Origin of the sequence: Burkholderia theae, from assembly GCF_048565265.1 — a bacterium.
GTDB classification, from domain to species: domain Bacteria; phylum Pseudomonadota; class Gammaproteobacteria; order Burkholderiales; family Burkholderiaceae; genus Burkholderia; species Burkholderia theae.
The window spans coordinates 1,716,983-1,743,340 of sequence record NZ_CP183461.1 but is presented as its reverse complement, the minus strand read 5'-3'; the positions used below and the strand labels follow the sequence as shown (position 1 = coordinate 1,743,340).

22 protein-coding genes and 2 tRNA genes are annotated in these 26,358 nt (G+C 66.9%); 8 read left to right on the top strand and 16 right to left on the bottom strand.

The window, feature by feature from the left end; genetic code table 11:
• Positions 1–37 precede the first annotated feature (37 nt).
• The 14 genes from ACN22W_RS08050 to gbpA form a co-directional block, all read right to left on the bottom strand.
• Positions 38–721: a response regulator transcription factor gene (locus ACN22W_RS08050; protein ID WP_129514453.1), complete on the bottom strand. Its 684-nt coding sequence runs from the start codon at positions 719–721 to the stop codon at positions 38–40.
• Between the two features lie 13 nt (positions 722–734).
• Complete coding sequence (locus tag ACN22W_RS08045) at positions 735–1,259, bottom strand: type II secretion system protein (protein ID WP_419687193.1); 525 nt, start codon at positions 1,257–1,259, stop codon at positions 735–737.
• On the bottom strand, positions 1,246–1,641 hold the full coding sequence (locus ACN22W_RS08040; RefSeq protein ID WP_129514452.1) for a type II secretion system protein: 396 nt from the start codon (positions 1,639–1,641) through the stop codon (positions 1,246–1,248). Before ACN22W_RS08040 ends, ACN22W_RS08045 begins: the two co-directional genes overlap by 14 nt.
• Positions 1,616–2,104, bottom strand: coding sequence for a type II secretion system protein (locus ACN22W_RS08035; protein ID WP_343491453.1), 489 nt, complete (start codon positions 2,102–2,104; stop codon positions 1,616–1,618). Before ACN22W_RS08035 ends, ACN22W_RS08040 begins: the two co-directional genes overlap by 26 nt.
• Entirely contained in the window at positions 2,101–4,509 is a 2,409-nt protein-coding gene (locus tag ACN22W_RS08030) for a secretin N-terminal domain-containing protein (protein WP_419687192.1), read from the bottom strand. The genes ACN22W_RS08035 and ACN22W_RS08030 overlap by 4 nt, the downstream gene beginning before the upstream one ends.
• A gap of 31 nt (positions 4,510–4,540) precedes the next feature.
• Entirely contained in the window at positions 4,541–5,020 is a 480-nt protein-coding gene (locus ACN22W_RS08025) for a hypothetical protein (protein ID WP_419687190.1), read from the bottom strand.
• Positions 5,020–5,574: a hypothetical protein gene (locus tag ACN22W_RS08020; protein WP_419687188.1), complete on the bottom strand. Its 555-nt coding sequence runs from the start codon at positions 5,572–5,574 to the stop codon at positions 5,020–5,022. Before ACN22W_RS08020 ends, ACN22W_RS08025 begins: the two co-directional genes overlap by 1 nt.
• The gene (locus tag ACN22W_RS08015) at positions 5,571–6,101 is read right to left on the bottom strand and encodes a hypothetical protein (protein WP_419687186.1); all 531 of its coding nucleotides are present in this window, start codon (positions 6,099–6,101) and stop codon (positions 5,571–5,573) included. The genes ACN22W_RS08020 and ACN22W_RS08015 overlap by 4 nt, the downstream gene beginning before the upstream one ends.
• Entirely contained in the window at positions 6,098–6,865 is a 768-nt protein-coding gene (locus tag ACN22W_RS08010) for a hypothetical protein (RefSeq protein WP_419687184.1), read from the bottom strand. The genes ACN22W_RS08015 and ACN22W_RS08010 overlap by 4 nt, the downstream gene beginning before the upstream one ends.
• On the bottom strand, positions 6,846–8,480 hold the full coding sequence (locus ACN22W_RS08005) for a GspE/PulE family protein (RefSeq protein WP_419687182.1): 1,635 nt from the start codon (positions 8,478–8,480) through the stop codon (positions 6,846–6,848). The genes ACN22W_RS08010 and ACN22W_RS08005 overlap by 20 nt, the downstream gene beginning before the upstream one ends.
• Before the next feature lie 54 nt (positions 8,481–8,534).
• Positions 8,535–9,719 carry a type II secretion system F family protein gene (locus tag ACN22W_RS08000; RefSeq protein WP_419687180.1) on the bottom strand — a complete coding sequence of 395 codons (1,185 nt, stop codon included), beginning with the start codon at positions 9,717–9,719 and terminating at the stop codon, positions 8,535–8,537.
• A 2-nt stretch (positions 9,720–9,721) separates the two neighbouring features.
• The gene (locus tag ACN22W_RS07995; protein WP_419687178.1) at positions 9,722–10,234 is read right to left on the bottom strand and encodes a lytic transglycosylase domain-containing protein; all 513 of its coding nucleotides are present in this window, start codon (positions 10,232–10,234) and stop codon (positions 9,722–9,724) included.
• Positions 10,209–10,649, bottom strand: coding sequence for a type II secretion system major pseudopilin GspG (gspG, locus tag ACN22W_RS07990; protein WP_343491462.1), 441 nt, complete (start codon positions 10,647–10,649; stop codon positions 10,209–10,211). The genes ACN22W_RS07995 and gspG overlap by 26 nt, the downstream gene beginning before the upstream one ends.
• 271 nt (positions 10,650–10,920) lie before the next feature.
• Complete coding sequence (gene gbpA, locus ACN22W_RS07985; RefSeq protein WP_193098260.1) at positions 10,921–12,381, bottom strand: N-acetylglucosamine-binding protein GbpA; 1,461 nt, start codon at positions 12,379–12,381, stop codon at positions 10,921–10,923.
• 339 nt (positions 12,382–12,720) lie between these two features.
• Here gbpA and ACN22W_RS07980 point away from each other — a divergent pair, with 339 nt between their 5' ends.
• Positions 12,721–15,546 carry a glycosyl hydrolase family 18 protein gene (locus tag ACN22W_RS07980; RefSeq protein ID WP_419687175.1) on the top strand — a complete coding sequence of 942 codons (2,826 nt, stop codon included), beginning with the start codon at positions 12,721–12,723 and terminating at the stop codon, positions 15,544–15,546.
• A 438-nt stretch (positions 15,547–15,984) separates the two neighbouring features.
• Here the strand turns inward: ACN22W_RS07980 and ACN22W_RS07975 are convergent, their stop codons facing one another.
• Positions 15,985–18,288 (bottom strand): ATP-binding protein, encoded by a 2,304-nt coding sequence (locus tag ACN22W_RS07975; protein ID WP_419687173.1) that lies wholly within the window; start codon positions 18,286–18,288, stop codon positions 15,985–15,987.
• Positions 18,289–18,749: 461 nt separating this feature from the next.
• Here ACN22W_RS07975 and ACN22W_RS07970 point away from each other — a divergent pair.
• Positions 18,750–18,836 (top strand) — tRNA-Leu (locus tag ACN22W_RS07970).
• Positions 18,837–18,977: 141 nt separating this feature from the next.
• On the opposite strand, the gene ACN22W_RS07965 is transcribed toward ACN22W_RS07970, so the two are convergent.
• Complete coding sequence (locus ACN22W_RS07965) at positions 18,978–19,541, bottom strand: flavodoxin family protein (RefSeq protein WP_129514439.1); 564 nt, start codon at positions 19,539–19,541, stop codon at positions 18,978–18,980.
• A gap of 275 nt (positions 19,542–19,816) precedes the next feature.
• Between ACN22W_RS07965 and ACN22W_RS07960 the strand changes: the two genes are divergently transcribed.
• The 6 genes from ACN22W_RS07960 to ACN22W_RS07935 all read left to right on the top strand — a co-directional run bounded on the left by ACN22W_RS07960 (position 19,817) and on the right by ACN22W_RS07935 (position 26,353).
• Positions 19,817–19,903 (top strand) — tRNA-Leu (locus tag ACN22W_RS07960).
• Between the two features lie 492 nt (positions 19,904–20,395).
• Positions 20,396–21,643: an ROK family protein gene (locus ACN22W_RS07955; protein WP_129514438.1), complete on the top strand. Its 1,248-nt coding sequence runs from the start codon at positions 20,396–20,398 to the stop codon at positions 21,641–21,643.
• A complete protein-coding gene (locus tag ACN22W_RS07950; protein WP_419687170.1) occupies positions 21,630–23,183 on the top strand; it encodes a sugar ABC transporter ATP-binding protein in 1,554 nt (517 codons plus the stop codon). Before ACN22W_RS07955 ends, ACN22W_RS07950 begins: the two co-directional genes overlap by 14 nt.
• A 41-nt stretch (positions 23,184–23,224) precedes the next feature.
• Entirely contained in the window at positions 23,225–24,262 is a 1,038-nt protein-coding gene (locus ACN22W_RS07945) for an ABC transporter permease subunit (protein ID WP_419687168.1), read from the top strand.
• Positions 24,263–24,345: 83 nt separating this feature from the next.
• A complete protein-coding gene (locus ACN22W_RS07940; protein ID WP_419687166.1) occupies positions 24,346–25,290 on the top strand; it encodes an ABC transporter substrate-binding protein in 945 nt (314 codons plus the stop codon).
• A 127-nt stretch (positions 25,291–25,417) separates the two neighbouring features.
• The gene (locus ACN22W_RS07935; protein WP_419687164.1) at positions 25,418–26,353 is read left to right on the top strand and encodes a carbohydrate kinase family protein; all 936 of its coding nucleotides are present in this window, start codon (positions 25,418–25,420) and stop codon (positions 26,351–26,353) included.
• Positions 26,354–26,358: the final 5 nt, after the last annotated feature.

Here is a 26,358-nt window from a genome sequence, read left to right as displayed (position 1 = left end):
GAATATCGACGCCGGCGGCCCTACCCGCCGGCCCGGCTCAGGTCCGCTCCAGCCGATACCCGTAGTTGTAGACCGTCGTGATCGCGAGCCCGTTCTTCGGCCGTAGCCCGAGGCTCGACCGCAACTTGCTGACATAGGTGGCCAGCGTCGCGTCGTACTTCCGGTCGACGCCGCCCCAGATGCGCTTGATCATCATGTCTTTCGACACGATCTGCCCCACGCTCTCGAACAGCATCAGCGCGAGATCGAACTCGCGCTGCGACAGTTCGACCGGCACGCCGTCGACGGTCGCCGCATGCGCGCTCACGTCGAGCGCGAACTTGCCGACCTCGACGATCTTCGCGCGCTGCGTCTGCGGATAGTATTTGCGCACCTGCGCATTCACGCGCGCAATCAGCTCGCGCTCCCGCAGCGGCTTGATCAGATAGTCGTCGGCGCCGCTGTTCAGGCCGAACACGATGTCGTTCTCGCCGTCGTGCTGCGTCATCATGATGATCGGCAGTGCGTCGGCGAACGATTCGCGCGCCCAACGCATCACGTCGATCCCCGACTTGCCGGGCACGTCCCAGTCGAGCAGCAGCACGTCGACGCGCTGCGAGCGCACCAGCTCGACGAAGCTGTCGCCGTCGTGCCGCACTTCCGTGTCGTAGCCCGCCTTGTTGAGCCAGCCGGCCACGACGCCCGCCTGGGTCACGATGTCTTCGAGTATTGCGACGATCATGTTCGTTCCGATCTCAGTGTGCCGCACCGTCCGCAGGCGCCGCTGCGTCGGCCGGGGCGGGCGGCAAGTAAACAAAGGCCCATTCGCCATACGCATCGCTGTCGCCGAACGCGTCGTAGCGCGCGGGGAAACCCTGGCGCTTCAGCGGCTGCCCTGGCGCCTCGCTGAACACGCCCATGATGCCGCCGTCCGGCGCTTTCACGAGCCCCCACTGCGTCGATCCGGTCAGCGGATCGGCGTACAGGCGCCGCAGGTGACGCAGCGTCGGCAGGCCGCGGCGATCCTCGAGCAGCGCGTCGAGCGACGCCGGGTAGCGGCTGCCTCCCGAAGCATTGTAGTAGCTGGCGATCGCCGCGCGATACTGGTCGCCGACGAACAGCAGTTGCGCCTCGCGCTCGCGTTGCTGCACCGTCGCCCAGACCCGCGCAGCCTGCGTCATGCCGAGCCCCAGCACCGCGACGAGCATCAGCACGCCGAGATACGCGATGCCGCGCTGCCTGCGTCGCCTGCAGCCGCGCGGCCTGTTACCAGGACGCATAGTCGCTCCCGTCGAGCGCGCGCCCTTTCGCGCCGCTCTTCACGTCCGCGATGCCGCCCGTCTCGCCGGCCTGCGGCTGCCACGAGCCGCGCTTGCCGGTGAGCGGATCGAGCGGCAGCTCGCGCAGGTAGCGCCGCTCGACCAGCGCATCGAGCGTGTCGGGATCGCGGCCGTGATCGGCCCGGTAGTCGTCGATCGACTGGCGCAGCGTGTTCAGATTGTGACGCAGCACCGTCTCCTTCGCGCGGTCGCTCTGCTTCAGGTAGCCGGGCGCGACGAACGCGGTCAGCGCCGCGATGATCGCCATCACGACGAGCAGTTCGATCAGCGTGAAGCCGGCGGCGCGGCGCGCGCGTCTACCACTGGTGGTACGGGACGCCATTGAGGCCCTCCTTGCGATTGGTCGAGCGGATGTCGAACACGTCGTCGCCCGACGAAAACGCGTCGGGGTCGCTCGCGTAGCTGCGCGTCTCCCACGTGTCCTCGGGCGCCCTGCCGTCGCATTCGCACATCGGATCGGCGGGAAGCCTGCGCAGGAAGTACAGCCGCGCGCCGTCCGGCGACTGCTTGTCCTCGACGCCGTCGACGAGCGCGCGCAGGTCGGGCGGATAACCGCTCGCGTCGACGCTGCGCTCGATCCGCCCGTCGACCGCCGCCTCCTTGTACGCGTCGAGCGCCGAGCGGATCACCACCAGCGCACGGCGCAGTTCGGCTTCGTCCGCGCGACGCTTGACCAGATCGGTCAATGGCAGTGCGACGGTCGCGAGCAACGCGAGCAGCGACAGCGCGACCATCAGCTCGATCAGCGTGAAGCCGCGCGCACGGACGCGCCGACGGACGCTCATGCGAAGCTCCGCGCGCGCGACGGCAGTACCGGCGCATCGGCATACAGCGGCCGTGCCGCTTCGCGCCCGCCCGCGAAGCGATCGACGAACGCCTGCAACGTGCCGATCAGCGAGCGTACCGCGGCCGTGATGCGATTCTCGCCGCGTACCGGCAGAGCTGCGGCCGGTGCACGTGCCGGCGTCGCCCCGGCCGCCGGTACCGGTGCCGCGGCACGCGCGATCGCGGCCGGTTGCTCAGACTGCGACGGCGCGCCGGCCTCACCCGCGCGATCCAGTTCGTTGCGCGCGGCAGCGATGGTCGAACGCAGGCCGGCAGCCTTCGGCGAAGACACGACCGCCGGCGTCGCCTTCCCGCGCGACGCTGCCGGCCCGGTGCCGGCCGGTACCGCCTGCGCGACCTTGATCGCCGCAACCGGCGGCCGCCCCGCATTCACCACCGTACGCATCATCCCCGCGCCGCGCGCACCGGGCTCGGCAGCCGGGCGCTTCGCGTCGTGCTCGCCCGCCTCCGCGGACGCGTCCGGCTCCGCCTCGACGGCCTCGGCCGTATCGGACACCGTGGCCGCGCGGTCGACCGCGGACTTCGCCGGCTCGATCGGCGCATCCAGATCCGGGCCGACCGACGACGGCAGCCGCGCCGGCGCGGCCTGCGCGGATTCGAGCGTCAGCGCTTCGGTGGTCACGCGCGACTCGGTGCCCGACAGGAAGGTCGTCACCGCCGACGTCGGCAAGTCGAGATTGCGTTCGATGTGCGGCGTGATCAGCAGCACGATCTCCGTGCGCTCGTTGCTGCGGCCGTTCGACCCGAACAGCCGGCCGATCACCGGCAAGCCCGATGCGCCAGGCAGCCCGGCAATGCTGTCGGTTTCATTACGCTTGACGAGGCCCGCAAGGATCTGCGTTTCGCCATTCTTCGCGGTCATCAGCGTCTCCGCATTGCGCGTGCCGAGCGCATAGGCAACGAGTCCGGTCTTCGTGGTTTCCTTCGACAGGATGCTGCTGACTTCCATGTTCACCTTGACGCTCACCTCCTCGTTCAGGCTGATGCGCGGCTCGACCTTCAGCATCAGGCCCACGTCCTGGTAGCTGACCGATTCCGTGACGACGCCGTTCGCATTGGTGGTCGTGACGATCGGCACGCGCTCGCCGATCTTGATGTTGGCCTTCTCCATGTTGCGCACGCGGATCTTCGGATTCGCGAGCGTCCTGGTCTTGCCTTGTTTCTGCAGCAGGTCGATCGCGAGCGCGAGCCCGCCCGCTTCACTCGATACGCCGACGCGGTCGCGATTCAGGCGCAACAGATCGCCGAGCGTGAGCGCGCCGCCTTCCGCGGCACCGAGCGCGCTGAATTGAATCTTGCCCGGATACTGGACACCCAGATCGAGACTGTCGTTCATGTTGACCTCGAGCACCTGCACGTCGAGTGTCACTTCGGACTGCGGAATGTCGAGGCCCATCACGACGCGCTCCGCGACCTGGATCGTCTCCGGCGTGTCGCGCATGACGACCGCGTTCACGCGCTCGTCCACGTAGACATCCTTCGGCTTGATCATCTGCCGCAGCGCGGCCATCACCGATTTCGCGTCCGCGTGCGACAGGAAGAACGTGCGGATCGCGAACTCCGTATAGTTGCGTGCTTTTTCAGGCTGCGACGGGTAGACGAGCAGCGTGTGCGGGTCGAGCACCTTCTTTTCGAGCTGGTTGGTACGCAGCAGCAGGTTGATCGCGGCCTCGGCGGTCGTGCGCTCGGCGAACAGCGTCGCAGCCTGGCTGGTATCCACGTCACGGTCGAACACGAAGTTCACGCCGGACACGCGCGAGATCACGTCGAAGATGTTGGCGAGCGGCTGCTGTTTGAAGTTGAGCGACACCGGCTTGCGCAGCGCGTCGGACAGTTGCGGGCGCGCCGCGCGGCCGGCCTGCGACTGGCGCAGCAGCGTGTCGCGCAGGCGTTTCGCGTCCGCGTGGTTCGGCTGCTCGGCGAGGATGCGCCGGGCGATCTCGAGCGCTTCCTGCGGCTTCTCGCCGCCAATGCGCTGCGCACGCGCGAGGTCGACCGCCATCTGCCGGTGGCGCTTGACCTGCTCGAGCGCCTGGCTGGCCTTCAGGTTGCCCGGATCCTCGGCCAGCACGTTGCCGAGGTGATCGATCGCCGCCGCATGGTTGCCCTGTGCGACCTCGCGATCGGCCTCCTTCAACTCCGCGCGCACGTAGTCCTGCCGGCTGAATTCGACGGCGGTCGTCAGCGCGATGTCGTCCGGGGCGGCCTCCTTCTGCTGCTGCAGCGTGCCGAGTCGTTCGGCGGGCGTCGCGGCGGCGTCGGGCGCGGCGTTGAACGGGGTGCTTGCGCATCCTGTCAGCGCAAGCGCCGAGATCAGGAGCAAAAGACTGACTTGTCGTTTCATGATGGGTTTCGGCACATGTTGAATTCAGGGGTCATCGCATCGGGACGGGCGGCGACAGCTCGACTTCGGTGCTGTCCCGGGCCACGATCACCGTGCCCTGTTCGCCCAGTTGCTTCAGCCGGTAGCCTTCGGCGATCTCGCCGCCCGGCAGCACGGCGTCGCGCACACCGCAGCGCGATTCGCACAGCAGGAACGTCCTGCCCGCGCCTTCCAGCACGACGATGCGCTGGTGGTTCTCGCGCCATTCGCCGGCAATCTCGAACGGCGGCGCCGCAGCCGGCGGCGGCGCCGCGTCGATCGGATCGTCGAGCGCCGGCGGTACGGGTTCGGGCGCCGCGACAGGCGGCGGCTCGTCACGCGCCGGCTCCGCGCCGAGCGACGCCCAGCTCTGCGCCGGAAACACGTCGACGATCGGCGCCTGGCCGGCGCCCTCCTGCGCGACACTGCCGCCCGCGACGCAGGCGGCGGCCAGCGCGAGCGCGGCCGCGAACGGAATCAGGGGCGCACGCATCATGTGTCCGGCCCCAGCAGGCTGACCCGCAGGTCGGCGCTCACGTTGGCGCTGTCGATCCGGTCGCGTTCGATCGACACGCCCTCGACACGCACCATCGGCTGGTCCGCGATCTCGCGCATCGCTTCGCGCAGCCCGACGTAGCTGCCGCTCATCGCGATGCTGATCGTGAGCCGGCGCAGCTTGCCCTTCACCTCGACTTCGCGGCGATAAGTCGCGTGCTTGCGGTCCATGCCGCGCTGCGCCAGGATCTGGAAAATCGAGTACGCCTGCTCGCTGCTGCGCAACTGCTGCACCTGCTGAAGCGTCAGGCCGCCATCGCCGGCTTTTTGCCCCGGCTTCGGCAGCGCAGCCAGCGCCGTCGTGCGCGCGTCGCGCTCGGCCTCGAGATGCTCGCGGTCCGGCTGCAGGTAGAACGCGTGCGCGCCGACCAGCGCCACGACCAGTCCGCCCGCCAGCAGCCCCGGCACGCCGAGCTTGCGGGCCGCCGCGTAAGCGGCCCAGCGCAGCCGCGCGGCGAGCGCCGCGGTGTCGATTGCTTTCAGGTTCGTCATGGGTGTTCGATACTCAGGCTGAAATGAAAGATGTTCTTGCCGTCCTCCGCTTTCGTGCGGTGCTGCAAGAGGCCGATCTTGCGATCCGGGTGACGGTCGTTCAGGCGGTCGACGAAGATGTAGATGTGCGACAGTTCCGCCGCGCCGCCTTCGATGCGTGCCTCGCGGCCGGCCTTGTCGACCGTCAGCGACTTCAGCGCGATCTGCGGTGTCCACGCGTGCTCGATCCAGTCGACCACCGACAGCCCCGAGCCCTTTGCACTCGTCTTTTGCTCGGCGAGCACGCGTTCGATGCGGCGCTGCTCCGGCGTCATGCTCTTCTGCCGGCGCTGCTCGCGTTCGATCGCACGCTTGCGCTGGTCGATGCGGCTTTCGATTGCGTCGACCTCGTCGCGCAACTGATCGACGCGCGCCCACTCGCTCGCGGCAAACGCGCCGGTCAGCAATGCGCCGCACAGTGCGACGGCCGCCCACCGCGTGATGCGCGCACGCGGCGCCGCGAAATCCAGTTCGCTCGGACGTGTCATGCCGGTCCTCCCGGCTCGCCCGCGGGCACGTCATCCATGCCGCCGTCGAGCAGCGTGACGCCGTCCGCGGCCGGCAGCGCGCCATCGAGCGCACTCGCGAAGGCCGCGCCGGCAAGCGGCTGCCCGGCCATCAGCGCCGCGGCGGCAAACCAGTCGTCGAGGCGCCGGCCGCCCGCGCGCGGCAGCGTGACCACGTCGGCCCACTCGCCCGCACGGCGAAACACGCACGTGACGACGCGCGGCTGCAGCAGCGCGTAGCGATAGTCGTCGCCGCCCAGGCGACCCGCATGCAGGTCGAGCGAGGCCGACAGCGCATCGCGCAGGCTGACGAGCCGCCAGCCGGCCGCGCGGCTCGCGTCCGCGAGCGAGGCGAGCAACGTGTCGCAGGCCGCCACCGCCAGGCGCGCGCGGCCGCGCCGCCCGGTTTCGATGCGGATCCGCAGCGCACCGCGCTGTGCGCGAGCCGCGAACAGCGCGCGCGCATAACCGTCCCACGCGGCGTCCGACACCAGCCCGTCCTGCCAGGGCAACACGACGCCATGCGTCCACGGATGCCCGGCGACGACATGCACGCGGTTCTGCAGCGGCAAGCGCGCCTTGCGCAGCCCGCCGAGCACCTGCGCCAGCGCCTCGGCGGGCCGGCCCTCGTGTGCGACGGCGGCGTGCGGCGGGCCCGTGCGCCGCGCGCGCCAGCCGTGGCCCGTCCACACGCGCAGCGTGTCGGCGTCGAGCACCGCGACGACGTCATTCCACGGCGATCGCACGCTGCACCTCCTGGAACGTCGTCAGCCGCGCGCGAATCGCCGCGAGCCCCGCGTCGCGCATCGACTGATAGTCGGCGTGATCCGCAAGCGCCTGCGCACGCTTGTCGATCGAACGCTCGAGCAACGCGGCCTTCATCGCCGCGTCGAGCGTCAGCACTTCCGCGAGCCCGATCCGGCCGTGATAGCCGGTGCCGCGGCACGTGTCGCAGCCCGCGCCGGGCGCGACCGCATGCTTGAGTTCGTCGAGCGCCGCGTCGCGCAGGTCGGCGCCGTCCGTCGCCGCGCCGCCGCAACGCGCGCAGATCCGCCGTACCAGCCGCTGCGACACGACGCCGTTCAACGCTTCGAGAAACGTCGACGGCTCGACACCCATGTAGATGAAGCGGTCGATCACGCTGAACCCGTCGTTCGCGTGCACGGTCGACAGCACGCGGTGGCCGGTGAGCGCCGATTGCACGGCGATCGACGCGGTTTCCTCGTCGCGAATCTCGCCGACCATCACCGTGTCCGGATCGTGTCGCAGGATCGAGCGCAGCCCGCGCGCGAACGTGAGCCCCTTGCGCTCGTTAACCGGAATCTGCAGCACGCCCCTCAGCTCGTATTCGACCGGGTCCTCGATCGTGATGATCTTGTCGTCGCCGGTGTTGACCTCCGACAGCACCGCGTACAGCGTCGTCGACTTGCCGCTGCCGGTCGGCCCCGTCACGAGCATCAGCCCGTACGGCCGATGCGCGAGTGCACGCACCCGCCGCGCCGTCTGCGCGTCGAAGCCGAGCACGTCGAGGCTCACGCTGTCGCCGCGCTGCGACTTGTCGAGCACGCGCATTACCGCGTTCTCGCCGTAGGTGCCGGGAATGATCGACACGCGGAAATCGATCTCGCGGCCCTGCATCACGACCTTGAACCGGCCATCCTGAGGCACGCGCTTTTCCGCGATGTCGAGCGTGGCCAGCACCTTGAGACGCGACAACGTCTGCGCGGCCGCCTCGAGCCCCGGAATATGACGGATCGACTGCAGCACACCGTCGATCCGGTAGCGGATCGACAGGCCGTCCGGCACCGCTTCGAGATGGATATCGCTGGCGCGGCTCTGCAGCGCGTCGTAGAGCGTCGTGTTGACGAGCCGGATGATCGGGCTTTCGTCCTTCGCGATGCTCGCCAGCGAGATCGACTCGATCGCCTGCGCGAGCGAGTCACCCTGCGTATCGATCGTCACGTCGTCCATCGGCCGCTCGCTCGACTCGATGTCGCCGAGCAACCGCTCGACTTCGCCCGGCGCACTCATGGCCAGTTCGACCGGCCGCGCGCCGAAGCGCGCGAGCAGTTCGTCGCGCACGTGGCGCGCGAACGGATCGGCGACGACCATGCACGGCGCGCCGTCGAGCTCGACCGGCAGCACGCGCCAGGTCAGCGCGTCGTGCAGCGGCAGCAGGTCGAAGCGCGTCGGCGCCGCGCGCAGCGCGTCCGCGTCGAGCGCGCCGACGCCGAGGCAGGCCGCCACTTCCGCGAGCCGCGTCGCATCCGCGCCGAGCAGGCCGTCGACGTACTGCGCGAAACCGACGCCCGATGCTTCCCATTCCGACTGCCAGCGTTGAACGATGTGTTCCGTTTTCATAGAGTTTTCTCCTGTTGGACAGCGGGATCGCGAACGCCTTGCCGGCCGGGTTCGCTATCCGACGCTGCCGGCCAATTCGAAGATCGGCATGTAGAGCAGCAGGACCACCGCGCCGACCGTCGCGCCCACCGCGAGCATCAGCACCGGTTCGAACACCTTGCTGAGCATCTCGATCGCGCGATCGAGCGCGCCGTCGTGAAACTGCGCGATGTGCTCGCACATCCCGCCGAGGTCGCCGCTCTGTTCGCCGACCCGCAACAGCCGCTCGGCGACCGACGTGGTCAGTTCGTGTGCGGCCAGCACGGCCGCGACCGGCCGCCCTGCGCGCATGTCGGTCAGCGCCGCCGCGAGGCGCGCGCGAAAATGCTCGGGCAGCACCTTGCCGGACAGCTCGAGCGCGACGATCGCCGGCGTACCACCCGCGATCAGTAGTCCGACGGTCCGGTAGAACCGCGTGAGCGCGAACAGCGCGCAGATGTCGCGCACTTTCGGCGCGCGCCACGTCAGGCGCTGCGCGGCACGCTTGACGGCCTCCGAGCGGATCGCCAGTACCGCGCCGGCGAACGACGCCGCAACCGCGAACCCGACCGCCATCCCGTTCTCGCGCAGCAGGGTCGCCCACCAGAGCATGGCCTGGGCCGTCGCCGGCAGCGTCGCGAGCGACTCGAACACCACCGCGAAACGTGGAATGACGAAAAACGCCATGAACAGCAGAATCGCGACGCCGACGCCGATCACGACGGCCGGATAGATCAGCGCGCCGGTGACGCGTTTGCGAACCTGTTCGATCCGCACTTCGTATTGCTGATAGCGCTTCAGGACGACCGGCAACTGGCCGCTGCCCTCCGACGATTCGATCGTCGCGACGAGCAGCGGCGGAAAAATCGCCGGCTGCTGCGCGAGCGCCTTCGACAACGGCTGCCCCTCGACCATCACCGCGAGAATCCGGTCGATCACGTGTTTCGCGTCCTTGCCCGAATCCGCCTTGTCACGCAACGCTTCGAGCGCCTCCATCAACACGAGGCCCGCGTCGAGCAACGTCGACAGTTCCTGCAGGAACAGCGTCAGCGCGAACTTCGATGCGCGCCGGCGGCGTCCGATGCGGGTATCGCGCCGTACCTCGAGCACGACCCCACCCTGCTCCGCGATGCGCGCGCGCGCTTCCGTCTCGCTCGCGGCCTCGACCGTCTGCTGCGTGACCTTGCCGCCGGCGAGCACGCTTACCCGAAATGCGTCCATCGCTACCTCCGCCATTCGTCGAGCATCGCGAGGCTTGCGTCGCGATCGCTCGTCAGCTCGTGGTACTCGCGCCACACCTTGGTCGCATACGCCTTGCGGGCGGGTTCGCGCTTCGGCGAGGATCCGGCGTTGTATGCGCCGACCGCGTTCCACGTGTAGCCGTGCCGCTCGATGAATCCGGCGAGAATCGATGCGCCGGTGTCGATCGACGTACACGGCTCGTCGATCAGCCGCTTGCGCGTCACGCCGACCTTGACCAGACGTGGCAGATGCGAGCTGTTGATCTGCATCAGCCCGATGTCGTAGGTGCCGTTGCTGTTCCAGTTCATCGCGCGCGGATTCAGCGCGGATTCCACCGTCGCGATCGCGGCAAGCAACAGCGGATCGATGCCGTGCCGCTCCCCCGCTTTCGTGAAGCAATCCTTGGCCGCGGCGCCGGATGCGCAGATGGCGAACAGCGCCACCGCCGCGATCCAGCGACGCAGACCCTTACATGCCATAGACGAGGTCCGCATCGATGCCGCTCCCGCCAACACGACCATCCCGCCCGAGCGACACGATCTCAGCCTCGCCATCGCGGCCCGGCACGTTCCATTGGTACGCACGGCCCCAGCCGTCCTTCGGTACGGCCTTCGCGAGATACGGGCCGTTCCAGCCGTCGGTGCCTTGCGGCTGCGCGACCAGTGCGTCGAGCCCTTCGTCGGCCGTCGGATAACGGCCCGTGTCGAGCCGGTATTGCGTGGCTGCGTCGCCCAGCGTCTTCATCTGCGCTTCCGTCGACTTGACCTTGGCCTTGTCGACCTGCGAGAACAGCTTCGGACCAACATAGCCGGCCAGCAGCGCGATGATCAGCAGCACGACCAGCAGCTCCAGCAGCGTGAAGCCCTGCTGGCCGCGTCGCTTCGTCCGGCTCCCATTGTTCGGTTTCATGTCGTTTGCCCTCTGTAGAAATCCCGGCGCGACGTCGCGGCCGGGGGCCGTCGTGTTGCAGACGGCGGGTGAGCCAGGCGCTTTCGGGAATACGAGTTCGATTGATGGAAAGCGCCGATCGATGAAGTCATTTTCCCGGTGGCAGGAACATGGCTCCATCTTCATCAAGGAAGTCTCAAAGACCAGTTCAATCCGCCTGTTCGCATCCGTGGCAAATGAAAGAGCCGCGCGCATCGCTGCGCGCGGCTCGCTTCATCTCCTCGTCAGGTCGTTACTTGCTGCAGGCGCCCAGGTCCTTCCACACCTTGCCGGTGTGGTCGGCGCCGGTCGATGCCGGATTGCCCGGAACCTCGTCCTGGGTCCACCAGCGCGCTTCGTACGTGCGGCCGTTGTGCTGCACCTTCGCGCCGCCCGTGTAGGCCGTGCCCTGCTTCCATTCGGCCTGGCACTGCGCGCCTTCGCCGCCGCCCGACTCGCCGGTCAGCTTGAACGTGGTGGTTTCCTGCTTCAGCGTGCCGCCTTCGATCTGCGACGTCGCCACGGCCGTGTGATTGCCCGCCTTCGCATTCGCGATATCGACGTTCACGTCGCCCTGCATGCGCATCGTCGCGGACTTCGAACCGACCAGCGAGTTCGACGCGTCGTACACCTTGACGGTGACGTTCGTGTCCTTCGCGTGGTTGAACTTCAGGAAGAACTTCGCGGTCGCCTTGCCGTTCTGGATCTTGAACTCGCCATTGTTCGAAATGCTGAAGCCTTCGTCGATGCCGCCTTCCGGCTGGTGATCGATGGTCGTCTCGGTGCGCACGATGCCGCTGGTGTTCTTCGAGAACACGTCGTTCTTGCCGAGCGCGGGCTCGACACGGCCGTCGCGCTCGACGCCGGCGATCAGGTTCGCCGCCTGCGTGCGGTTGATCTCCTTCGCGAGCAGCATCGGCCACATGTTGCGCTCGCCCTGCTGCGCGGAGCCGATCGTCACCGTGGTCTTCATCGACGGCACTTCGCCGCCCGACTTGAACACGCGATTCGAAACCTTGTCGCCGACCTTCAGGTCCATCGTCGGCGCGATGCTGCCGACGTTCGACCAGTTCGGCTTGCCCGGATCGGTGCCGCCGTCGTCACCGGTAATGTTGAGGTCGGCCACGTTGTAGAACATGCCGGCCGTGTCGCCGACGTGCCACGTCGTCAGCATCACGTGATGGCCCTTCTTGTCCGACGGAATCGTGCAGTTGTGCGGGCCGATCTCGTCGGCTTTCTTCATCCCGCCGTCGACCGTGCAGAACGGCGTCAGGTCGAACTGCTCGCGCGTGAGCTTCGCGTTCGGGTTCCAGCCCTGCTTCGTCAGGTAGTACTTGAATTCCTTCGTCACGTGCGGCGCGGTGAAGGTCCACTTGAACTGCTGCGCGCCCGGCTTGATGTCGTTGATCTTCCAGCGATCGACGGCCTGCTCGTTGAGCTCGCTGAACTGCGTCACGCCGCCGCTTGCGATCTCGCCATCCGGCGCGCCGGCTGCCGGGAAGCCCTGCTTGCCCTCGACGCTTTGCGGTTCATAGGTCACCGAACCGCAGTTGAAGTTTTCGATCTTGCCCGACTTCGAGCTGCACAACAGGTTGCGCGACGGCGGCTCCGACAGGTAGCCGTGCGCGAATGCGGCTTGCGCGAAAAACATCGATGCGCAGGCAACGAGCGGCGACAGGGTGAAAAGCGTCTTTTTCGCTGTTCGAGTTCTCATCTGATTCCGTTGGTTGAAAGTTGAGTGGAAGTTGCTTCGATCGACGAATCGCGAACGATCGCCGGACAGTGCGTGACGCGTGCTTGACTGACGAAACGCGGAGTGCAGTATCGTCAGGCACGGTGCATCGGCGAATCTTCCTGAACGATCTCTCAACGATGCGTCGCGCGCCGCGCCGGCCACCCGCTTTCCCGTGCGCGGCTCGCATTGAGATTGCATTCAGATTCGTTGCCGCCGTCCGGTCCATGAAAAAGAATGGCCTCGCTTTCCCGGCACTCTTCTTCAACACAAGGATGGATGGCTATCAAATTGAAATCGAATAAACGGACTCCCGGCATCTTGGTTCGACGCCGCTCGCTGCATCGCGCGCACTTCGCCTATGCAGCGCTCGCGGCGGCCAGCGCACTGAGCTTCGCGAACGCCGCGTTCGCGGCGCCCGGCACACCGAGCCTGAAGCAGTACGAAATCACGTCTCAACCGCACGGCTTCGTCGAGATCGACATGCAGAAGGCCGGTGTCGCGCCGTACAAGGACATCGTCAAGCTGAACAAGAAGGTCGACGTGCCGCTGCCGTTCGACATCTGGAGCAACGGCACCGCCGTGAAGGCAGTCGCGGTGGTGGACGGCGTCGTCGATCCCGCTTCCGAGGTCCGGATGACGCCTGGCGGCACGCAAAGCGGCCAGGTGGTCGCTAACGTGAAGACACCCGGTGTGAAGAAGATGCAGGTACGCGTCATCGACGCCAACGGCGCGGCGACCGACAGCGCGCCGCTCGACGTGGTGGTGTTCGATACGATTCCCGAGCTCGCGGACGACCTGCCGAACAACGCGAGCAAGAACCACAAGCCGTATGCGAATACGTCCGGCTCGGTGGTCGGCACCTACTTCGCGACCTGGTCGATCTACGACCGCAAGTTCAACGTCGACAACGTGCCGGTCGAGAACCTCACGCACATGCTGTACGGCTTCATTCCGATCTGCGGCGGCGCGGACGTGAACGCATCGCTCGCGAAGGACCTGCCGGGTTCGTTCAACACGCTGCTGCAGAGTTGCAAGGGCCTGCCCGACTACAGCGTCGCGATCCACGACACCTATGGCGAGATGGCCAAGGCATTGCCGGGCCAGACGGCGAACTCCAAGCTCAAGGGCGTGCTCGGCCAGATGATGGCCGCGAAGAAGCGCAATCCCGACCTGAAGATCCTGCCGTCGATCGGCGGCTGGACGCTGTCCGACCCGTTCTTCCAGATGCACGATCCGGCCAAGCGCAAGGTGTTCGTCGATTCGACCGAGCAGCTGCTGCGCACGTGGAAATTCTTCGACGGTGTCGACATCGACTGGGAATTCCCCGGCGGCAAGGGCGTGAACCCGTCCCTCGGCGATCCGGTGAAGGACGGCCCGCTGTACGTGACGCTGATGAAGGAACTGCGGCAGATGCTCGACAAGCTGTCGCGGGAAACCGGCCGGACCTACGAGCTGACGTCGGCGATCGGCGCGGGCAAGGACAAGATCGACGTGGTGAACTACAAGGAAGCCACGAAATACATGGACTACATCTTCGACATGACGTACGACTACTACGGTGCGTTCAGTCTGACGGAGCTGGGTCATCAGACCGCACTGCACGCGCCGGACTGGAAGCCGGACACCGCGTATACGACGGACAACTCGATCCGGGCACTGCTCGCGCAGGGCGTCGACCCGAAGAAGCTCGTCGTCGGCGCGGCGGCCTATGCGCGCGGCTGGAACGGCGTGCACGGTTATGCCGACGGCAATCCGTTCACCGGCACCGCGACGGGGCCGCACAAGGGCCAGTGGGAACCGGGCATCCTCGACTACAAGAAGCTCAAGGCCGAGATGATCGGGCCGAACAACGCCGGCATCAACGGCTACGAGTATCACTACGATCAGACGGCCGAGGCGCCCTACGTATTCAACAAGAGCACCGGCGAACTCCTCACCTTCGACGACGAACGTTCGGTCCTCGCGAAGGGCGACTATGTGCGCGCGCATCAGCTGGGCGGCCTGTTCTCGTGGGAAATCGATGCGGACGACGGCGACATCCTGAACGCGATGCACAAGGGCCTCGGCCACGGCGACGAAGGCGGCGGCGGTGCCGAAAACCATCCGCCGGTCGCGAGCGCCGGCGCCGACATGACGGTCACCGGGCCGCAGACGGTCACGCTCGACGCGTCGAAGTCGCGCGATCCGGACGGCGACAAACTGAGCTTCAAGTGGGAACAGGTCGGCGGCGATCCGCTGAAGCTCGCCGATACGACGAGCGCGAAGGCACGCGTCGATGTTCCGTCCGTCAAGCAGGACACGAAGTACACGTTCCGCGTGACGGTCACCGATCCGGCGGGCCTGAAGGATACGGCGCAAGTCGTCGTGACCGCGCAGGCCGATGCCACGGTCGAACCGCCGCCCGAGGAGAATCGACCGCCGGTCGCGCAGCTCGGCGGCCCGGCAACGGCGGAAGCCGGTCAGGCCGTGACGCTGTCGGCCGAGAAGTCGACGGACCCGGACGGCGACACGCTGACCTACAAGTGGGGTGTGCCGAGCGGCATCGACGCGAAGCCGGCCGGTGCGACGCTGAGCTTCACCGCGCCCGAACTCGCCAAGGACCAGTCGTTCGTTTTTTCGGTCACGGTGAGCGACGGCAAGCTGTCGAGTACCGTCCGGCACACCGTCCTCGTGAAGGCGAAGGATACGGGCGGCGGTGAAGGCGGCGGTGGCGGCCAGTACCCGGCGTACAAGGCCGGAACGCAGTACAACGCCGGCGACGTCGTGTCGAACCTCGGCAAGCTGTACCAGTGCAAGCCGTTCCCGTACAGCGGCTGGTGCTCCGGCGCGCCGAGCGCGTACGAACCGGGCAAGGGCTTCGCGTGGAACGATGCGTGGACGCTCTACGGTGATGACGAAGGCGGCAACGGCGGCGGCGAAGGTGGCAACGGCGGTGGCGGTGAAGGCGGCGGCGAAGGCGGCGGCGATCACCCGCAGTACAAGGAAGGGACGAAGTACAACGATGGCGACATCGTCTCCAACCACGGCAAGCTGTACCGCTGCAAGCCGTTCCCGTACACCAACTGGTGCTCGATGGCGGCGTGGGCATACGAGCCGGGCAAGGGCTCCGCGTGGGATCAGGCCTGGGAGGAATACAAGCAGTAAGCAACGGCACAGGCCAGGTCCGGCCGACGGCGCCATCGTGGCGCCGCGGCCGACCTGAAACCCGCGCCTCGTGGCGCCGAACGGCTGATGCCGGTCCCGCCCTCGCCTCGTGCGAGGGCGTTTTCGTTTCCGGTGCCGACCCGGGATGGAAGCGCGAATTCCGCGCGTCATCGGATTCCACGCGCCGCCGCCGACCTCGGACCGGCGTCAGCGCGATCGCTCGCGGCAACGACAGCGAAACGGCGCAACCGCTTTGCGCAGCACGCCTTGCGACGAACGATCCGGCTTCGGCGTCCATCGGGACGTGGCATGCGTGACACACGAATGCAAAAAGGCCGGCCCGGTGCGACACCGGATCCGGCCTTTCATCCGCCTCGTTTCAACATCGGTCGACGATCGCGCATCGCGATGCCGCTACGCCGTTCAGGCCGCTGCCTGTCACGCGTCGTCGAGCATTTCCGCCACGGTTCTCGGCAGACGCACGGTGAAACGGCTGCCCTGCCCCGGCGTCGACTCGACGTCGACCGATCCGCCGTGGCGCTCGATCACCGCCTTGACGAACGGCAACCCGAGACCGACTCCGCGACTCGCGTCGCGATACGTGCCGTCGACCTGGAAAAATGGTTCGAACAACCGGCGCAGCGCGCCGGCCGGGATGCCGATCCCCTGGTCCTGCACCGCCACCGAAACCTGCCGGTCGTCGGCGTCGATCCATACGTCGACGACCGTATCCTCGGCCGAGTACTTGATCGCGTTGTCGAGCAGATTGGTCAACGCGCGCAACAGCATGTCGCGGTTGCCGAGCACGAACACGTCGGCGCCGTCGTAATGCGGACCCTCGACACGGATACGCTTCGCGTTCGCACTGTGCCAGAGCTGATCGACCGCTTCCGTCGCCAGATCGTTCGCCGACACCGGCACGTATGCGGCCGTATCGAGGTGCTCGGCGCGCGACAACTGCGTAAAATCCTGCGCGACGCGCAAGCTGTAGTCGACAAGCTTGTGCAGGTCGGCGAGGAAGTCCTCGTCGGTCGCGCCGTCGGCCTGGTTTCGCTCTTCGAGCAGCGACAGTACCGTCGAGAGCGGATTGCGCAGGTCGTGCGCCATGTGTCTCAGCGTCAGCCGGTCACTTTCGACCGCTGCCTTGATGTTGTGGATATCGACGAGGCAGATCATGCTCGCCGTCGAACTGTGCTCGTCGCCATCGCCGAACGGCGTCACCATCATCATCTGCGTGCGCCCGTTCAGTGCCAGCTCGGCCGAGTGAATCTTGCCGGTCGCCTTCGCGGCGAGCACTTCGTTATGGGCGATCGCCAGCACGCGCTGCGCAGCCGCGTCGCCGTCCGCGTCGAACGTCTCCAGCATCGCGCGGCCGCGCGCATTGCACATCAGCAGCCGGCCGTGCCGTTCGACGAAGACCGGATACGGCAGCGTCTCGATCATGTCGACATAGGCCGTCTGCCACTCGCGAATGCGCTGCATCGCGATCTCGACCTCGTCCTTGGTCGGCGTCGCGACATCGGCGCCTGCCGCATGCGGCGAGCCGACGAACGCGTGCTTGCCGGCCAGCCCACGCAGCATCCCGTATTCGTTCAGCAGGAACGCACGCAGGCTGCCGGCGCGCCGCCAGCCGCTCACCGCGAAGATCAATACGCACACGGCGAACAACGGACCGAGCGGCGTCCAGCACGACCAGTGCAAAAGCAGCGCCAGTTCGGCGGCAACGAACGTGGCCAGCCACCCGATCGCGAATGCATACATACGCCAGCCCGGCACCAGCATGCAGATCAGCAGCATGCCCGTCGCGACCGCGATGCTGACGGTGACCCGGATCGCCATTGGCTCGCGCCACAGGATGTGGCCGTCGACCAGCGCCTGCGTCACCAGCGCATCGACCTCGACGCGTCGCAACCGCCCATCTTCCGACGTCGACAGGTCGTACGCACCGGACAGATCCGACATCGCGTCGCCGATGAAGACGATCCGGCCGCGCCATGCCGACTCGGGGATGCGCCCTTTCAGCACGTCGACATACGAATAGCGATCGAGATCGAAACGGGCCGGCAGGAACAGCGCGAGCGAACGCGCTTCGACGCGCCCGAGCTTCGCCACGTGATCCTGCACGAGCTCGCGCACGTCGCCGGCAGGCAGCGACGCACCGGCCAGGCGGATCGCCTGCAGTGCGATATGCGGCAGCTCGTCGGCCGCATCGTCCATCCGGACGTACGGCACGATGCCCTGCACCAGATGGTCGCTGCCGAGCACGACGTTGCGCTGGCCGACGGCCGCCGCCGCGCGGCGCAGCTGCGCCGCGGGCAACAACACGGTGTCGGCACGCGTGCGATCGCGTGCAAGGTGGGCGGGCAGGACAACGCGCCCTTGCCGCGCAATCGCGGCCGCGAGCGCATCGTCGCCGCGCGCGGGACCGAACATCGTCATGTCGAGCACGACGCTCGATGCACTGCCAAGACGATCGAGCACCTGCGCATGTGACGCCCGCGCATAACTGTCGCCGCCGCCCAGTTCGTCGATCGTCTTCCTGTCGATCGCGATGACGACGACGTCGTCGCGTTTGCCGTGATCGACGCCGGTCGCGACCAGATTCCAGTACAGGCGGTCGAGCGGCGACAGCAGCGTTTCGGCGGTCGGCGTACAACTGAGCGCCGCCAGCAGCGCAACGCCGGCCGTGAGCGGCCATGCGGATGTCGCGATTTTCCAGACTCGAATGAGCCAGTCAGGCATGGAGTGGCATTCCTCGTTATTGTTTTATTCGCCCGAGTTCACCGCGTTCGCGTGCTTCCTGAATGCTTGCGGCGGTCGGCCGCTTGCTTCGTCGCACGCGTGATCCCGCCACGCTGCAGTCGTTCAGTCAGGCTCGGGCCCGTTGCAACCGCAATTGCGCCGCATGCGGGCGCAGGTTGCCAAGCCGGCATGTTGCCCGAACGGCCTTGATTTTTATTTGGTAACGGATTCATTTCCCCCTTGTCCCATAAGAATTCGAGGTTTTCCGTACTTGTCCTATGCGCCCTTCCCGGCAACGGGGCGCGACACCGGGATTGTGCGACGAGCGGGCGAGTGCTGTCGCGGTGCGCACGGCCGGAGAACGAGGGACAAAGTTTTTTCATCGCCTTCGATGAAATTATGTTGACAGTCCCTTTGAACACGCTAAAATAGCGGTCTTCGCATCGCAGTAAGCGAAACGTGCCCAGGTGGCGAAATTGGTAGACGCACTAGGTTCAGGTCCTAGCGGTGGCAACATCGTGGAGGTTCGAGTCCTCTCCTGGGCACCATCTGTTTTCTAAAAAGGTCGGCTTCTAGCCGGCCTTTTTTCATTTCCGGCCCAGGAAGCAAAGCGCCTGCGCGCTTTGCTCGCGGCCCCACTCATCCACCAGCCGGACGACCATCGACACACGGCCGCCCGGCCATCACCCTCAGGCGCCGTTCCAGCGCTTCGCGGCAATCGCGACACGCTCACCCAGCACTTCGGCCGTCTTTCGGTCGCTCTCGAGAATCGCGTCACCACCCTCATCCGCATTTGCCTGCGCCATCGCGCCGAGGAACGACCCGAGCCGATTGAGGTCGTTGACCGAACCCTTGCTGTTGTTGTTGCCGGGCATCAGACCGAGGCTGACCCACAGCATCTGATGCTGGGCAGCAAAGACAGCCAGTTGCTGCAGTGTCGCCAGCTTGTCGCCGCTTTGCGAAGCCGACACCGTAAAGCCGGCCGCCAGCTTGTCCCGCCACTTGCCCCAATGCTTCGACGATGCGTCCATGAAGCCCTTGAACTGCGCGGACGCGCTGCCCATGTAAGTCGGCGAACCGAAGACGATTGCCTTCGCATCGTGCTCAAGATACTCCCAGTGTTCGTCGATCGCGTCGACCGGGATCAGCTTGACCGACACGCCATCGACCTTCTCGACACCACGAGCGACTGCGTCCGCAATGACGGCCGCATGGCCGTAGCCGCTATGAAAAACCACTGCGATTTCAGACATGAGGATCTCCTTGGTGCGGACCATTCCGCATAAAAGTAACCATCATAGTAACAGAAATGGCCGCGATGCAAATAACTGCGCTTGCGTGTGCGTCGCGCTCCGTTGCGATCGGCGACAATCCCCGCACCGGGATCGACCCGGCAGCGATATCCGGACACGGCGCATCCGGCACGCGCTTCTTTTTCGCCCCACTTCAAAGACCGCACAAAATTTGTTGACAAGCCTCTCGGCCACGCTATAATTGCGGTCTTTCGCGATGCAGCAATGCGAAACGTGCCCAGGTGGCGGAATTGGTAGACGCACTAGGTTCAGGTCCTAGCGGTGGCAACATCGTGGAGGTTCGAGTCCTCTCCTGGGCACCATCTGTTTTTAAAAAGGTCGGCTTTTGCCGGCCTTTTTTCATTTCCGGCCCAGGAAGCAAAGCGCCTACGCGCTTTGCGTGAGGACTCGAAAGGCTGCGCTTGCAAGCGCAGCCGGGGTCGCGCATGTGTGACCGAGTCCTCTCCTGGGCACCATCTGTATTTAAAAAGGTCGGCTTCTAGCCGGCCTTTTTTCATTTCCGACCCCGTACAGTCACACCGCGCCGTTGATCTATACGGCGTGACAAACCCCTTCCCTAGCAGTCTTCAGGACGGACAAACCGTCGTCGCCCCCGCGACGTGCGCGCCCCTACCACCCGAATTCCAAAGTTTTCGCTCCCCTGTTCCGCGACCCATCCCCGTTTCCCCAACCGCCCCTCCCCCACGACAAAACCGGGATTTCCCTAGGCTGACATGCCGCCGCTCACGCGGTTAAATAAATCAACGTGATTTATTTAATGCGTCGCCGAGCGGCGCAACATGGAAGGAGACGCCATGAGAAGCCCGCACTTCGGCCAGGGAAGCAATTCGGCCAACGTGCGCCGTTACAACGAGCGCCTGTTGCTGAAGACGCTGCGCCGTGCGGGCAGCGCGTCGAAGGCCGACCTCGCCCGCCTCGCGAGCATGACGGGCACGGCGGTCGGCAGCATCATCGCGTCGCTCGCCGACGCGAAGCTGATCGAATCCGCGGGCCGCACCGAAGGCCAGCGCGGCCAGCCGGCCTCGCTGATCCGCCTCGACCCGCGCGGCGCGTTCGGCATCGGCGTCCATCTCGACCGGATGCGCATCGAGACGGCGCTCGTCAACTTCGCGGGTGACGTGCTCGGCCGCCGCTCGCACGACACGCTGCTGCCTCCGCCCGCCGACGTGCTCGAAATCGTGCGTCACGACATCGACGCGATGCAGGCCCTGCTCCCCGACCACGAGCGCGCCCGCCTGACCGGCATCGGCGTTGCGCAGCCTTACAACCTCGGCGCGTGGATGCGCGAACTCGGGCTCGCACCCGACACGTTCCGCGCGTGGGAAGACGTCGATTTCGCCAGCGACCTCGGCCGCATGCAGTCGCTGCCGGTGTTCGGCGAAAACGACGGCAATGCAGCCGCGATCGCCGAGCTGTTCTACGGATACGGCCGGCAGTGCGACGACTTCGTCTACCTGTTCATCGGGCCGGCGATCGGCGGCGGCATCGCGATCGACGGCGACTGTCTGCGCGGCGTGACCGGCAATGCGGGCGACATCGCCGTGATTCCGGTGCCACCGAGCCGGCTGGCATCCGCGCCGCCGCCGCGCGGCCCGTGGGACATCCTGCTCGCACGCGCGTCGCTGCATGCGCTCGTGCGCCATCTGCGCCATCACGGCGAGACGGTCGAGAACCGCGCGGATCTCGAAGCGTGCATCGCCCGCGGGCTGCCGGCCGTCGACGAATGGATCGACGACTGCGTCGACGCGCTGGCGCCGGCGTTGCGCGCGGTGCTGTGCGTGGTCGATGCGCCGGTGGTCGTGCTCGACGCCGATACCGACGCAGGCCTCCTCGACGCGGTAACGACCCGCCTGCGCGCGGCGCTCGTGGCCACCGCGCCCGAAGCCCGCGGCACGCCGGTGCTCGTGCGCGGCACATTCGGCGCCGACGCCGGCGCGATCGGCGCCGCGACGCTGCCGATGTTCTTCAATTTCTCCCCGCGGGCCGGCATCCTCAAGGGCGCCCGCACCGACTCGCAGGAGGTCAACCATGTCGCGATCTGAGTCGCCCCGCCCGCTGCTCGAAATGCGCCGGATCAGCAAGACGTTCCCGGCCGTGCGCGCGCTCGACAACGTCAGCCTGACCGTCTATCCCGGCGAGATCCATTCGCTGATGGGCGAAAACGGCGCGGGCAAATCGACGTTGATGAAGATCCTGTCGGGTGCGTACCGCGCCGACGCCGGCGGCGAAATCCTGATCGACGGCGCACGCATCGACATCGACAGCCCGCTCGCCGCGCGCGATGCGGGCGTCGCGGTGATCTACCAGGAGCTGTGTCTGTCGCCGAACCTGAGCGTCGCGGAAAACATCTACATCGGCCGCGAACTGCGCCGTGGCAACCGGCGCTGGGGCACGATCGACCGCGCGGCGATGGCGCGCGGCTGCCAGGACGTGCTCGCGCGCCTCGGCGCCTCGTTCGGACCGGACACACTCGTCGACACGCTGTCGATCGCCGAGCAGCAGCTCGTCGAGATCGCGCGCGCCGTGCACACCCGCGCACGCATCCTCGTGATGGACGAGCCGACGACGCCGCTGTCGTCGCGCGAAACCGAGCACCTGTTCCGCTTGATCCGCCAGTTGCGCGAGGAAGGTCTCGCGATCATCTACATCAGCCACCGGATGGCGGAGATCTACGAACTGTCCGACCGCGTGTCGGTGCTGCGCGACGGCGCGTACGTCGGCACGCTCGAACGCGAATCGCTGTCGGCCGAGCGTCTCGTCGCGATGATGGTCGGCCGCGACATCTCCGGCTTCTACAAGAAGGAACACGCGCCGTACGATCCCGGCCACCTGCTGCTGTCGGTACGCGACATCGCCGACGGCGCGCGCGTGCGCGGCTGCAGCCTCGACCTGCATGCCGGCGAGGTGCTAGGCATCGCGGGGCTCGTCGGTGCGGGCCGCACCGAACTCGCGCGGCTGATCTTCGGCGCGGAATCGCGCGTGCGCGGCGACGTGCAGCTGGACGGCCGCACGTTCGGCGCGCATTCGCCGCGCGACGCGATCGATGCGGGCCTCGTCTACCTGACCGAGGACCGCAAGCGCCAGGGCCTGTTCCTCGACATGAGCGTGCGCGACAACATCAACATCTCGGTCTGCAACCGCGATGCCCGGCTCGGCGCGCTCAACCTCGCACGTGGCGCCGAACGCGCACGCGACGCGATCACGTCGCTGTCGATCCGCGTCCCCAACGCGAACGTCAACGTCGGCGCGCTGTCGGGCGGCAACCAGCAGAAAGTGCTGCTGTCGCGCCTGCTCGAGACGAAACCGCGCGTGCTGATCCTCGACGAACCGACGCGCGGCGTCGACATCGGCGCGAAATCCGAGATCTACCGGATCATCAACGAACTGGCCCGGGCCGGCGTGGGCGTGATCGTGATCTCGAGCGAGCTGCCGGAGATCATCGGCGTCGCGGACCGCGTGCTCGTGATGCGCGAAGGCGAGATCGCGGGCGAACTCGGCGGCCACACGCCTACGCCCATCACGCAGGAAGCGATCATCGCGCTCGCGACCGGCTCGCAGGCCGAACTCGCCGACGCGCACTGAGCCGCGCTCTTTCATTTCTCTCTTACATTCAGGTTACCGAAATGATCAACCCGACCAAGCAGCGGAACCTCGCTTCCGCGACGGCCCATCCGGTGGGCGATCGTACTCCCCCGTCGCGCGTCGCCGATCATCGCGCACGCATGCAGTCGCTGATCCGCACCGCCGGCATGCTGCCGGTGCTGCTGGTGCTGTGCATCGGCTTCGGCTTCCTGACCGACGGCTTCTTCACGCTGCAGAACCTGTCGATCGTCACGCAGCAGGCATCGATCAACATCGTGCTCGCCGCCGGCATGACCTTCGTGATCCTGACGGGCGGCATCGACCTGTCGGTCGGCTCGGTACTTGCCGCCGCGGCCGTCGCCGCGCTGCTCGCGTCGACCATCCCCGGCTGGGGCTGGCTCGGCGTGCCGTTCGCGCTCATCGTCGGCCTCGTGTTCGGTGCGATCAACGGCGGCCTGATCTCGTTCCTGCGCCTGCCGCCGTTCATCGTCACGCTCGGTGCGATGACGGCCGTGCGCGGCGTCGCGCGGCTGATCGGCAACGACACGACCGTGTTCAATCCGCAATTGCCGTTCGCGTTCATCGGCAACGGCTCGATCCTCGGTGTGCCCTGGCTCGTCGTGATCGCGTGCGCGGTGATCGCGATCTCGTGGTTCATCCTGCGCCGCACGGTGCTCGGGATGCGGATCTATTCGGTCGGCGGCAATCCGGAAGCCGCCCGCCTGTCGGGCATCAACGTGCGAGCGATCCAGCTGTTCGTGTATGCGGCGTCCGGCCTGCTCGCGGGCCTCGGCGCGGTGATGTCGGCCGCACGGCTCTATGCGGCCAACGGCCTGCAACTCGGCCAGTCGTACGAACTCGATGCGATCGCCGCGGTGATCCTCGGCGGCACGAGTTTCGTCGGCGGCGTCGGCTCGATCGTCGGCACGCTGATCGGCGCGCTGATCATCGCGGTACTGACGAACGGCCTCGTGCTGCTCGGCGTGTCCGACATCTGGCAGTACATCATCAAGGGGCTCGTGATCATCGGCGCCGTCGCGCTCGACCGCTATCGCCAGCGCGATTCGGCGCGCACCTGAGCCCTTCCCGTCCATTCAACCTTGCGGCGCGGGCAGGTCCTCCTGCGCCCGTCAGCCAACCGACCTCACGGAGACACAACGACATGTTCAAGCACAAAGCCGCCCTGACCGCCGTCGCCTGCGCGCTCGCCTTCGGCGCTTCCGCCGCCCACGCGGCCGACAAGCCGCTCAAATCGATCGGCGTCACGGTCGGATCGCTCGGCAATCCGTACTTCGTCACGATCGTCAAGGGCGCCGAAGCGCGCGCGAAGCAGATCAACCCGAACGCGAAGGTCACGGCCGTGTCGGCCGACTACGACCTGAACAAGCAGTTCACGCAGATCGACAACTTCATCTCCGCACACGTCGACATGATCCTGCTCAACGCGACCGACCCGAAGGCGATCGAGCCGGCGGTGAAGAAGGCGCAGGCGGCCGGCATCACGGTCGTCGCGGTCGACGTCGCGGCGGCCGGCGCGAACGCGACCGTGCAGACCAACAACGTGAAGGCCGGCGAGCTGGCCTGCGACTACATCGCGAAGAAACTCAACGGCAAGGGCAACGTGATCATCGAAAACGGCCCGCAGGTGTCGGCCGTGATCGACCGCGTCAACGGCTGCAAGACCGTGCTCGCGAAAAACGCGGGTATCAAGGTGCTGTCGAGCGACCAGGACGGCAAGGGCTCGCGCGAAGGCGGGATGAACGCGATGCAGGGCTACCTGACGCGCTTTCCGAAGCTCGATGCGGTGTTCACGATCAACGACCCGCAAGCGATCGGCAGCGATCTCGCCGCGAAACAGCTCAATCGCCCGGGCATCGTGATCACGTCGGTCGACGGCGCGCCCGATATCGAGGTGGCACTCAAGTCCAATACGCTCGTGCAGGCATCGTCGAGCCAGGACCCGTGGTCGATGGCGCAGCAGGCCGTCAACGTCGGCTACGGCATCATGAACGGCCAGAAGCCGGCCAATCCGATGATCCTGATCGAGCCGACGCTCATCACGCGCGACAACGTGAAGACCTACAAGGGCTGGAGCACCCCGCGCTGATCGCGCCGCCCATCCGAGAAACCGGGCAGTGCCGGGCCGTGTCGCCGCGCGCGACGGCCGGCGCTGCCCGCCCGCTCACTTCAACCGCCGCACGGCCGCGCGCAATCGTGCGGCACAAGGTTTTCACATGACGACGACGTTTCCCCGCCTGATCGTATTCGGCGAAGCGCTGACCGATTTCATCCGCGACGACGCGCAGCACTGGCACAGCATCGCCGGCGGCTCATGCTGGAACGTCGCACGCGTCGGCGCGCGGCTCGGTGTGCCGACGGCCTTCGCCGGCACGGTCAGCCGCGACATCTTCGGCGACGAACTGATGCGCAAGAGCGCCGACGCCGGGCTCGACCTGCGCTTCATCCGGCAGGTCGACCGCGCGCCGCTGCTCGCGATGGTCGTGTCGAAGCAGCCGCCCCATTATTTCTTCATCGGCGAGAACGGCGCGGATCTCGCGTTCGATCCGGCCGACCTGCCCGCCGGCGCGCTCGACGCGGCCGAGATCGTGCACGTCGGCTCGCTCGGCGTCGTGCGTGAGCCGCTCGCGTCACGCCTGATCGAGGTTGCGCAGGCCGCGCGCGCGGCCGGCAAGCGAATCTCGTTCGACCCGAACTTCCGTGCACCGATGGCCGCGCCGTCGTATCGCGACACGCTGCGTCGGCTGGCCACGCTCGCCGACTGGATCAAGGTATCCGACGAGGATCTGCGCGGACTGTTTCCCGAACTCGACGAAGCGGCCGCGCTTGCGCAACTGCGCGAGTGGGCGCCCGACGCGACGCTGCTCGTCACGCGCGGCGCAGCCGGCATGCAGCTCCTGCATCGCGACACCGAGTTGTTCCAGCCTGCGTTCCCGACCGAGGTCGCCGACACGGTCGGCTGCGGCGATGCGAGCATCGGCGGCTGGCTCGCGAGCCAGCTTGCACGGCCCGGGGTATCGGCGGCCGAGCATCTGCGCTACGCGGCCGCATGCGCTGCGGTCGCCTGTGAGCATGCAGGGGCCTATGCACCGACGGCTGCCGAAGTGGCCGACATGACCAACCGCCCCGCCACCGCGGTGCTTTCTCGATAGACGGC

What these genes read in the sequence shown, in the direction of transcription:
- ACN22W_RS08050 (WP_129514453.1), bottom strand. Translation starts at nt 721, where the DNA reads ATGATCGTCGCAATACTCGAAGACATCGTGACCCAGGCGGGCGTCGTG.
- ACN22W_RS08045 (WP_419687193.1), bottom strand. Translation starts at nt 1,259, where the DNA reads ATGCGTCCTGGTAACAGGCCGCGCGGCTGCAGGCGACGCAGGCAGCGC.
- ACN22W_RS08040 (WP_129514452.1), bottom strand. Translation starts at nt 1,641, where the DNA reads ATGGCGTCCCGTACCACCAGTGGTAGACGCGCGCGCCGCGCCGCCGGC.
- ACN22W_RS08035 (WP_343491453.1), bottom strand. Translation starts at nt 2,104, where the DNA reads ATGAGCGTCCGTCGGCGCGTCCGTGCGCGCGGCTTCACGCTGATCGAG.
- ACN22W_RS08030 (WP_419687192.1), bottom strand. Translation starts at nt 4,509, where the DNA reads ATGAAACGACAAGTCAGTCTTTTGCTCCTGATCTCGGCGCTTGCGCTG.
- ACN22W_RS08025 (WP_419687190.1), bottom strand. Translation starts at nt 5,020, where the DNA reads ATGCGTGCGCCCCTGATTCCGTTCGCGGCCGCGCTCGCGCTGGCCGCC.
- ACN22W_RS08020 (WP_419687188.1), bottom strand. Translation starts at nt 5,574, where the DNA reads ATGACGAACCTGAAAGCAATCGACACCGCGGCGCTCGCCGCGCGGCTG.
- ACN22W_RS08015 (WP_419687186.1), bottom strand. Translation starts at nt 6,101, where the DNA reads ATGACACGTCCGAGCGAACTGGATTTCGCGGCGCCGCGTGCGCGCATC.
- ACN22W_RS08005 (WP_419687182.1), bottom strand. Translation starts at nt 8,480, where the DNA reads ATGAAAACGGAACACATCGTTCAACGCTGGCAGTCGGAATGGGAAGCA.
- ACN22W_RS08000 (WP_419687180.1), bottom strand. Translation starts at nt 9,719, where the DNA reads ATGGACGCATTTCGGGTAAGCGTGCTCGCCGGCGGCAAGGTCACGCAG.
- ACN22W_RS07995 (WP_419687178.1), bottom strand. Translation starts at nt 10,234, where the DNA reads ATGCGGACCTCGTCTATGGCATGTAAGGGTCTGCGTCGCTGGATCGCG.
- gspG (WP_343491462.1), bottom strand. Translation starts at nt 10,649, where the DNA reads ATGAAACCGAACAATGGGAGCCGGACGAAGCGACGCGGCCAGCAGGGC.
- gbpA (WP_193098260.1), bottom strand. Translation starts at nt 12,381, where the DNA reads ATGAGAACTCGAACAGCGAAAAAGACGCTTTTCACCCTGTCGCCGCTC.
- ACN22W_RS07975 (WP_419687173.1), bottom strand. Translation starts at nt 18,288, where the DNA reads ATGCCTGACTGGCTCATTCGAGTCTGGAAAATCGCGACATCCGCATGG.
- ACN22W_RS07965 (WP_129514439.1), bottom strand. Translation starts at nt 19,541, where the DNA reads ATGTCTGAAATCGCAGTGGTTTTTCATAGCGGCTACGGCCATGCGGCC.
- ACN22W_RS07955 (WP_129514438.1), top strand. Translation starts at nt 20,396, where the DNA reads ATGAGAAGCCCGCACTTCGGCCAGGGAAGCAATTCGGCCAACGTGCGC.
- ACN22W_RS07950 (WP_419687170.1), top strand. Translation starts at nt 21,630, where the DNA reads ATGTCGCGATCTGAGTCGCCCCGCCCGCTGCTCGAAATGCGCCGGATC.
- ACN22W_RS07945 (WP_419687168.1), top strand. Translation starts at nt 23,225, where the DNA reads ATGATCAACCCGACCAAGCAGCGGAACCTCGCTTCCGCGACGGCCCAT.
- ACN22W_RS07940 (WP_419687166.1), top strand. Translation starts at nt 24,346, where the DNA reads ATGTTCAAGCACAAAGCCGCCCTGACCGCCGTCGCCTGCGCGCTCGCC.
- ACN22W_RS07935 (WP_419687164.1), top strand. Translation starts at nt 25,418, where the DNA reads ATGACGACGACGTTTCCCCGCCTGATCGTATTCGGCGAAGCGCTGACC.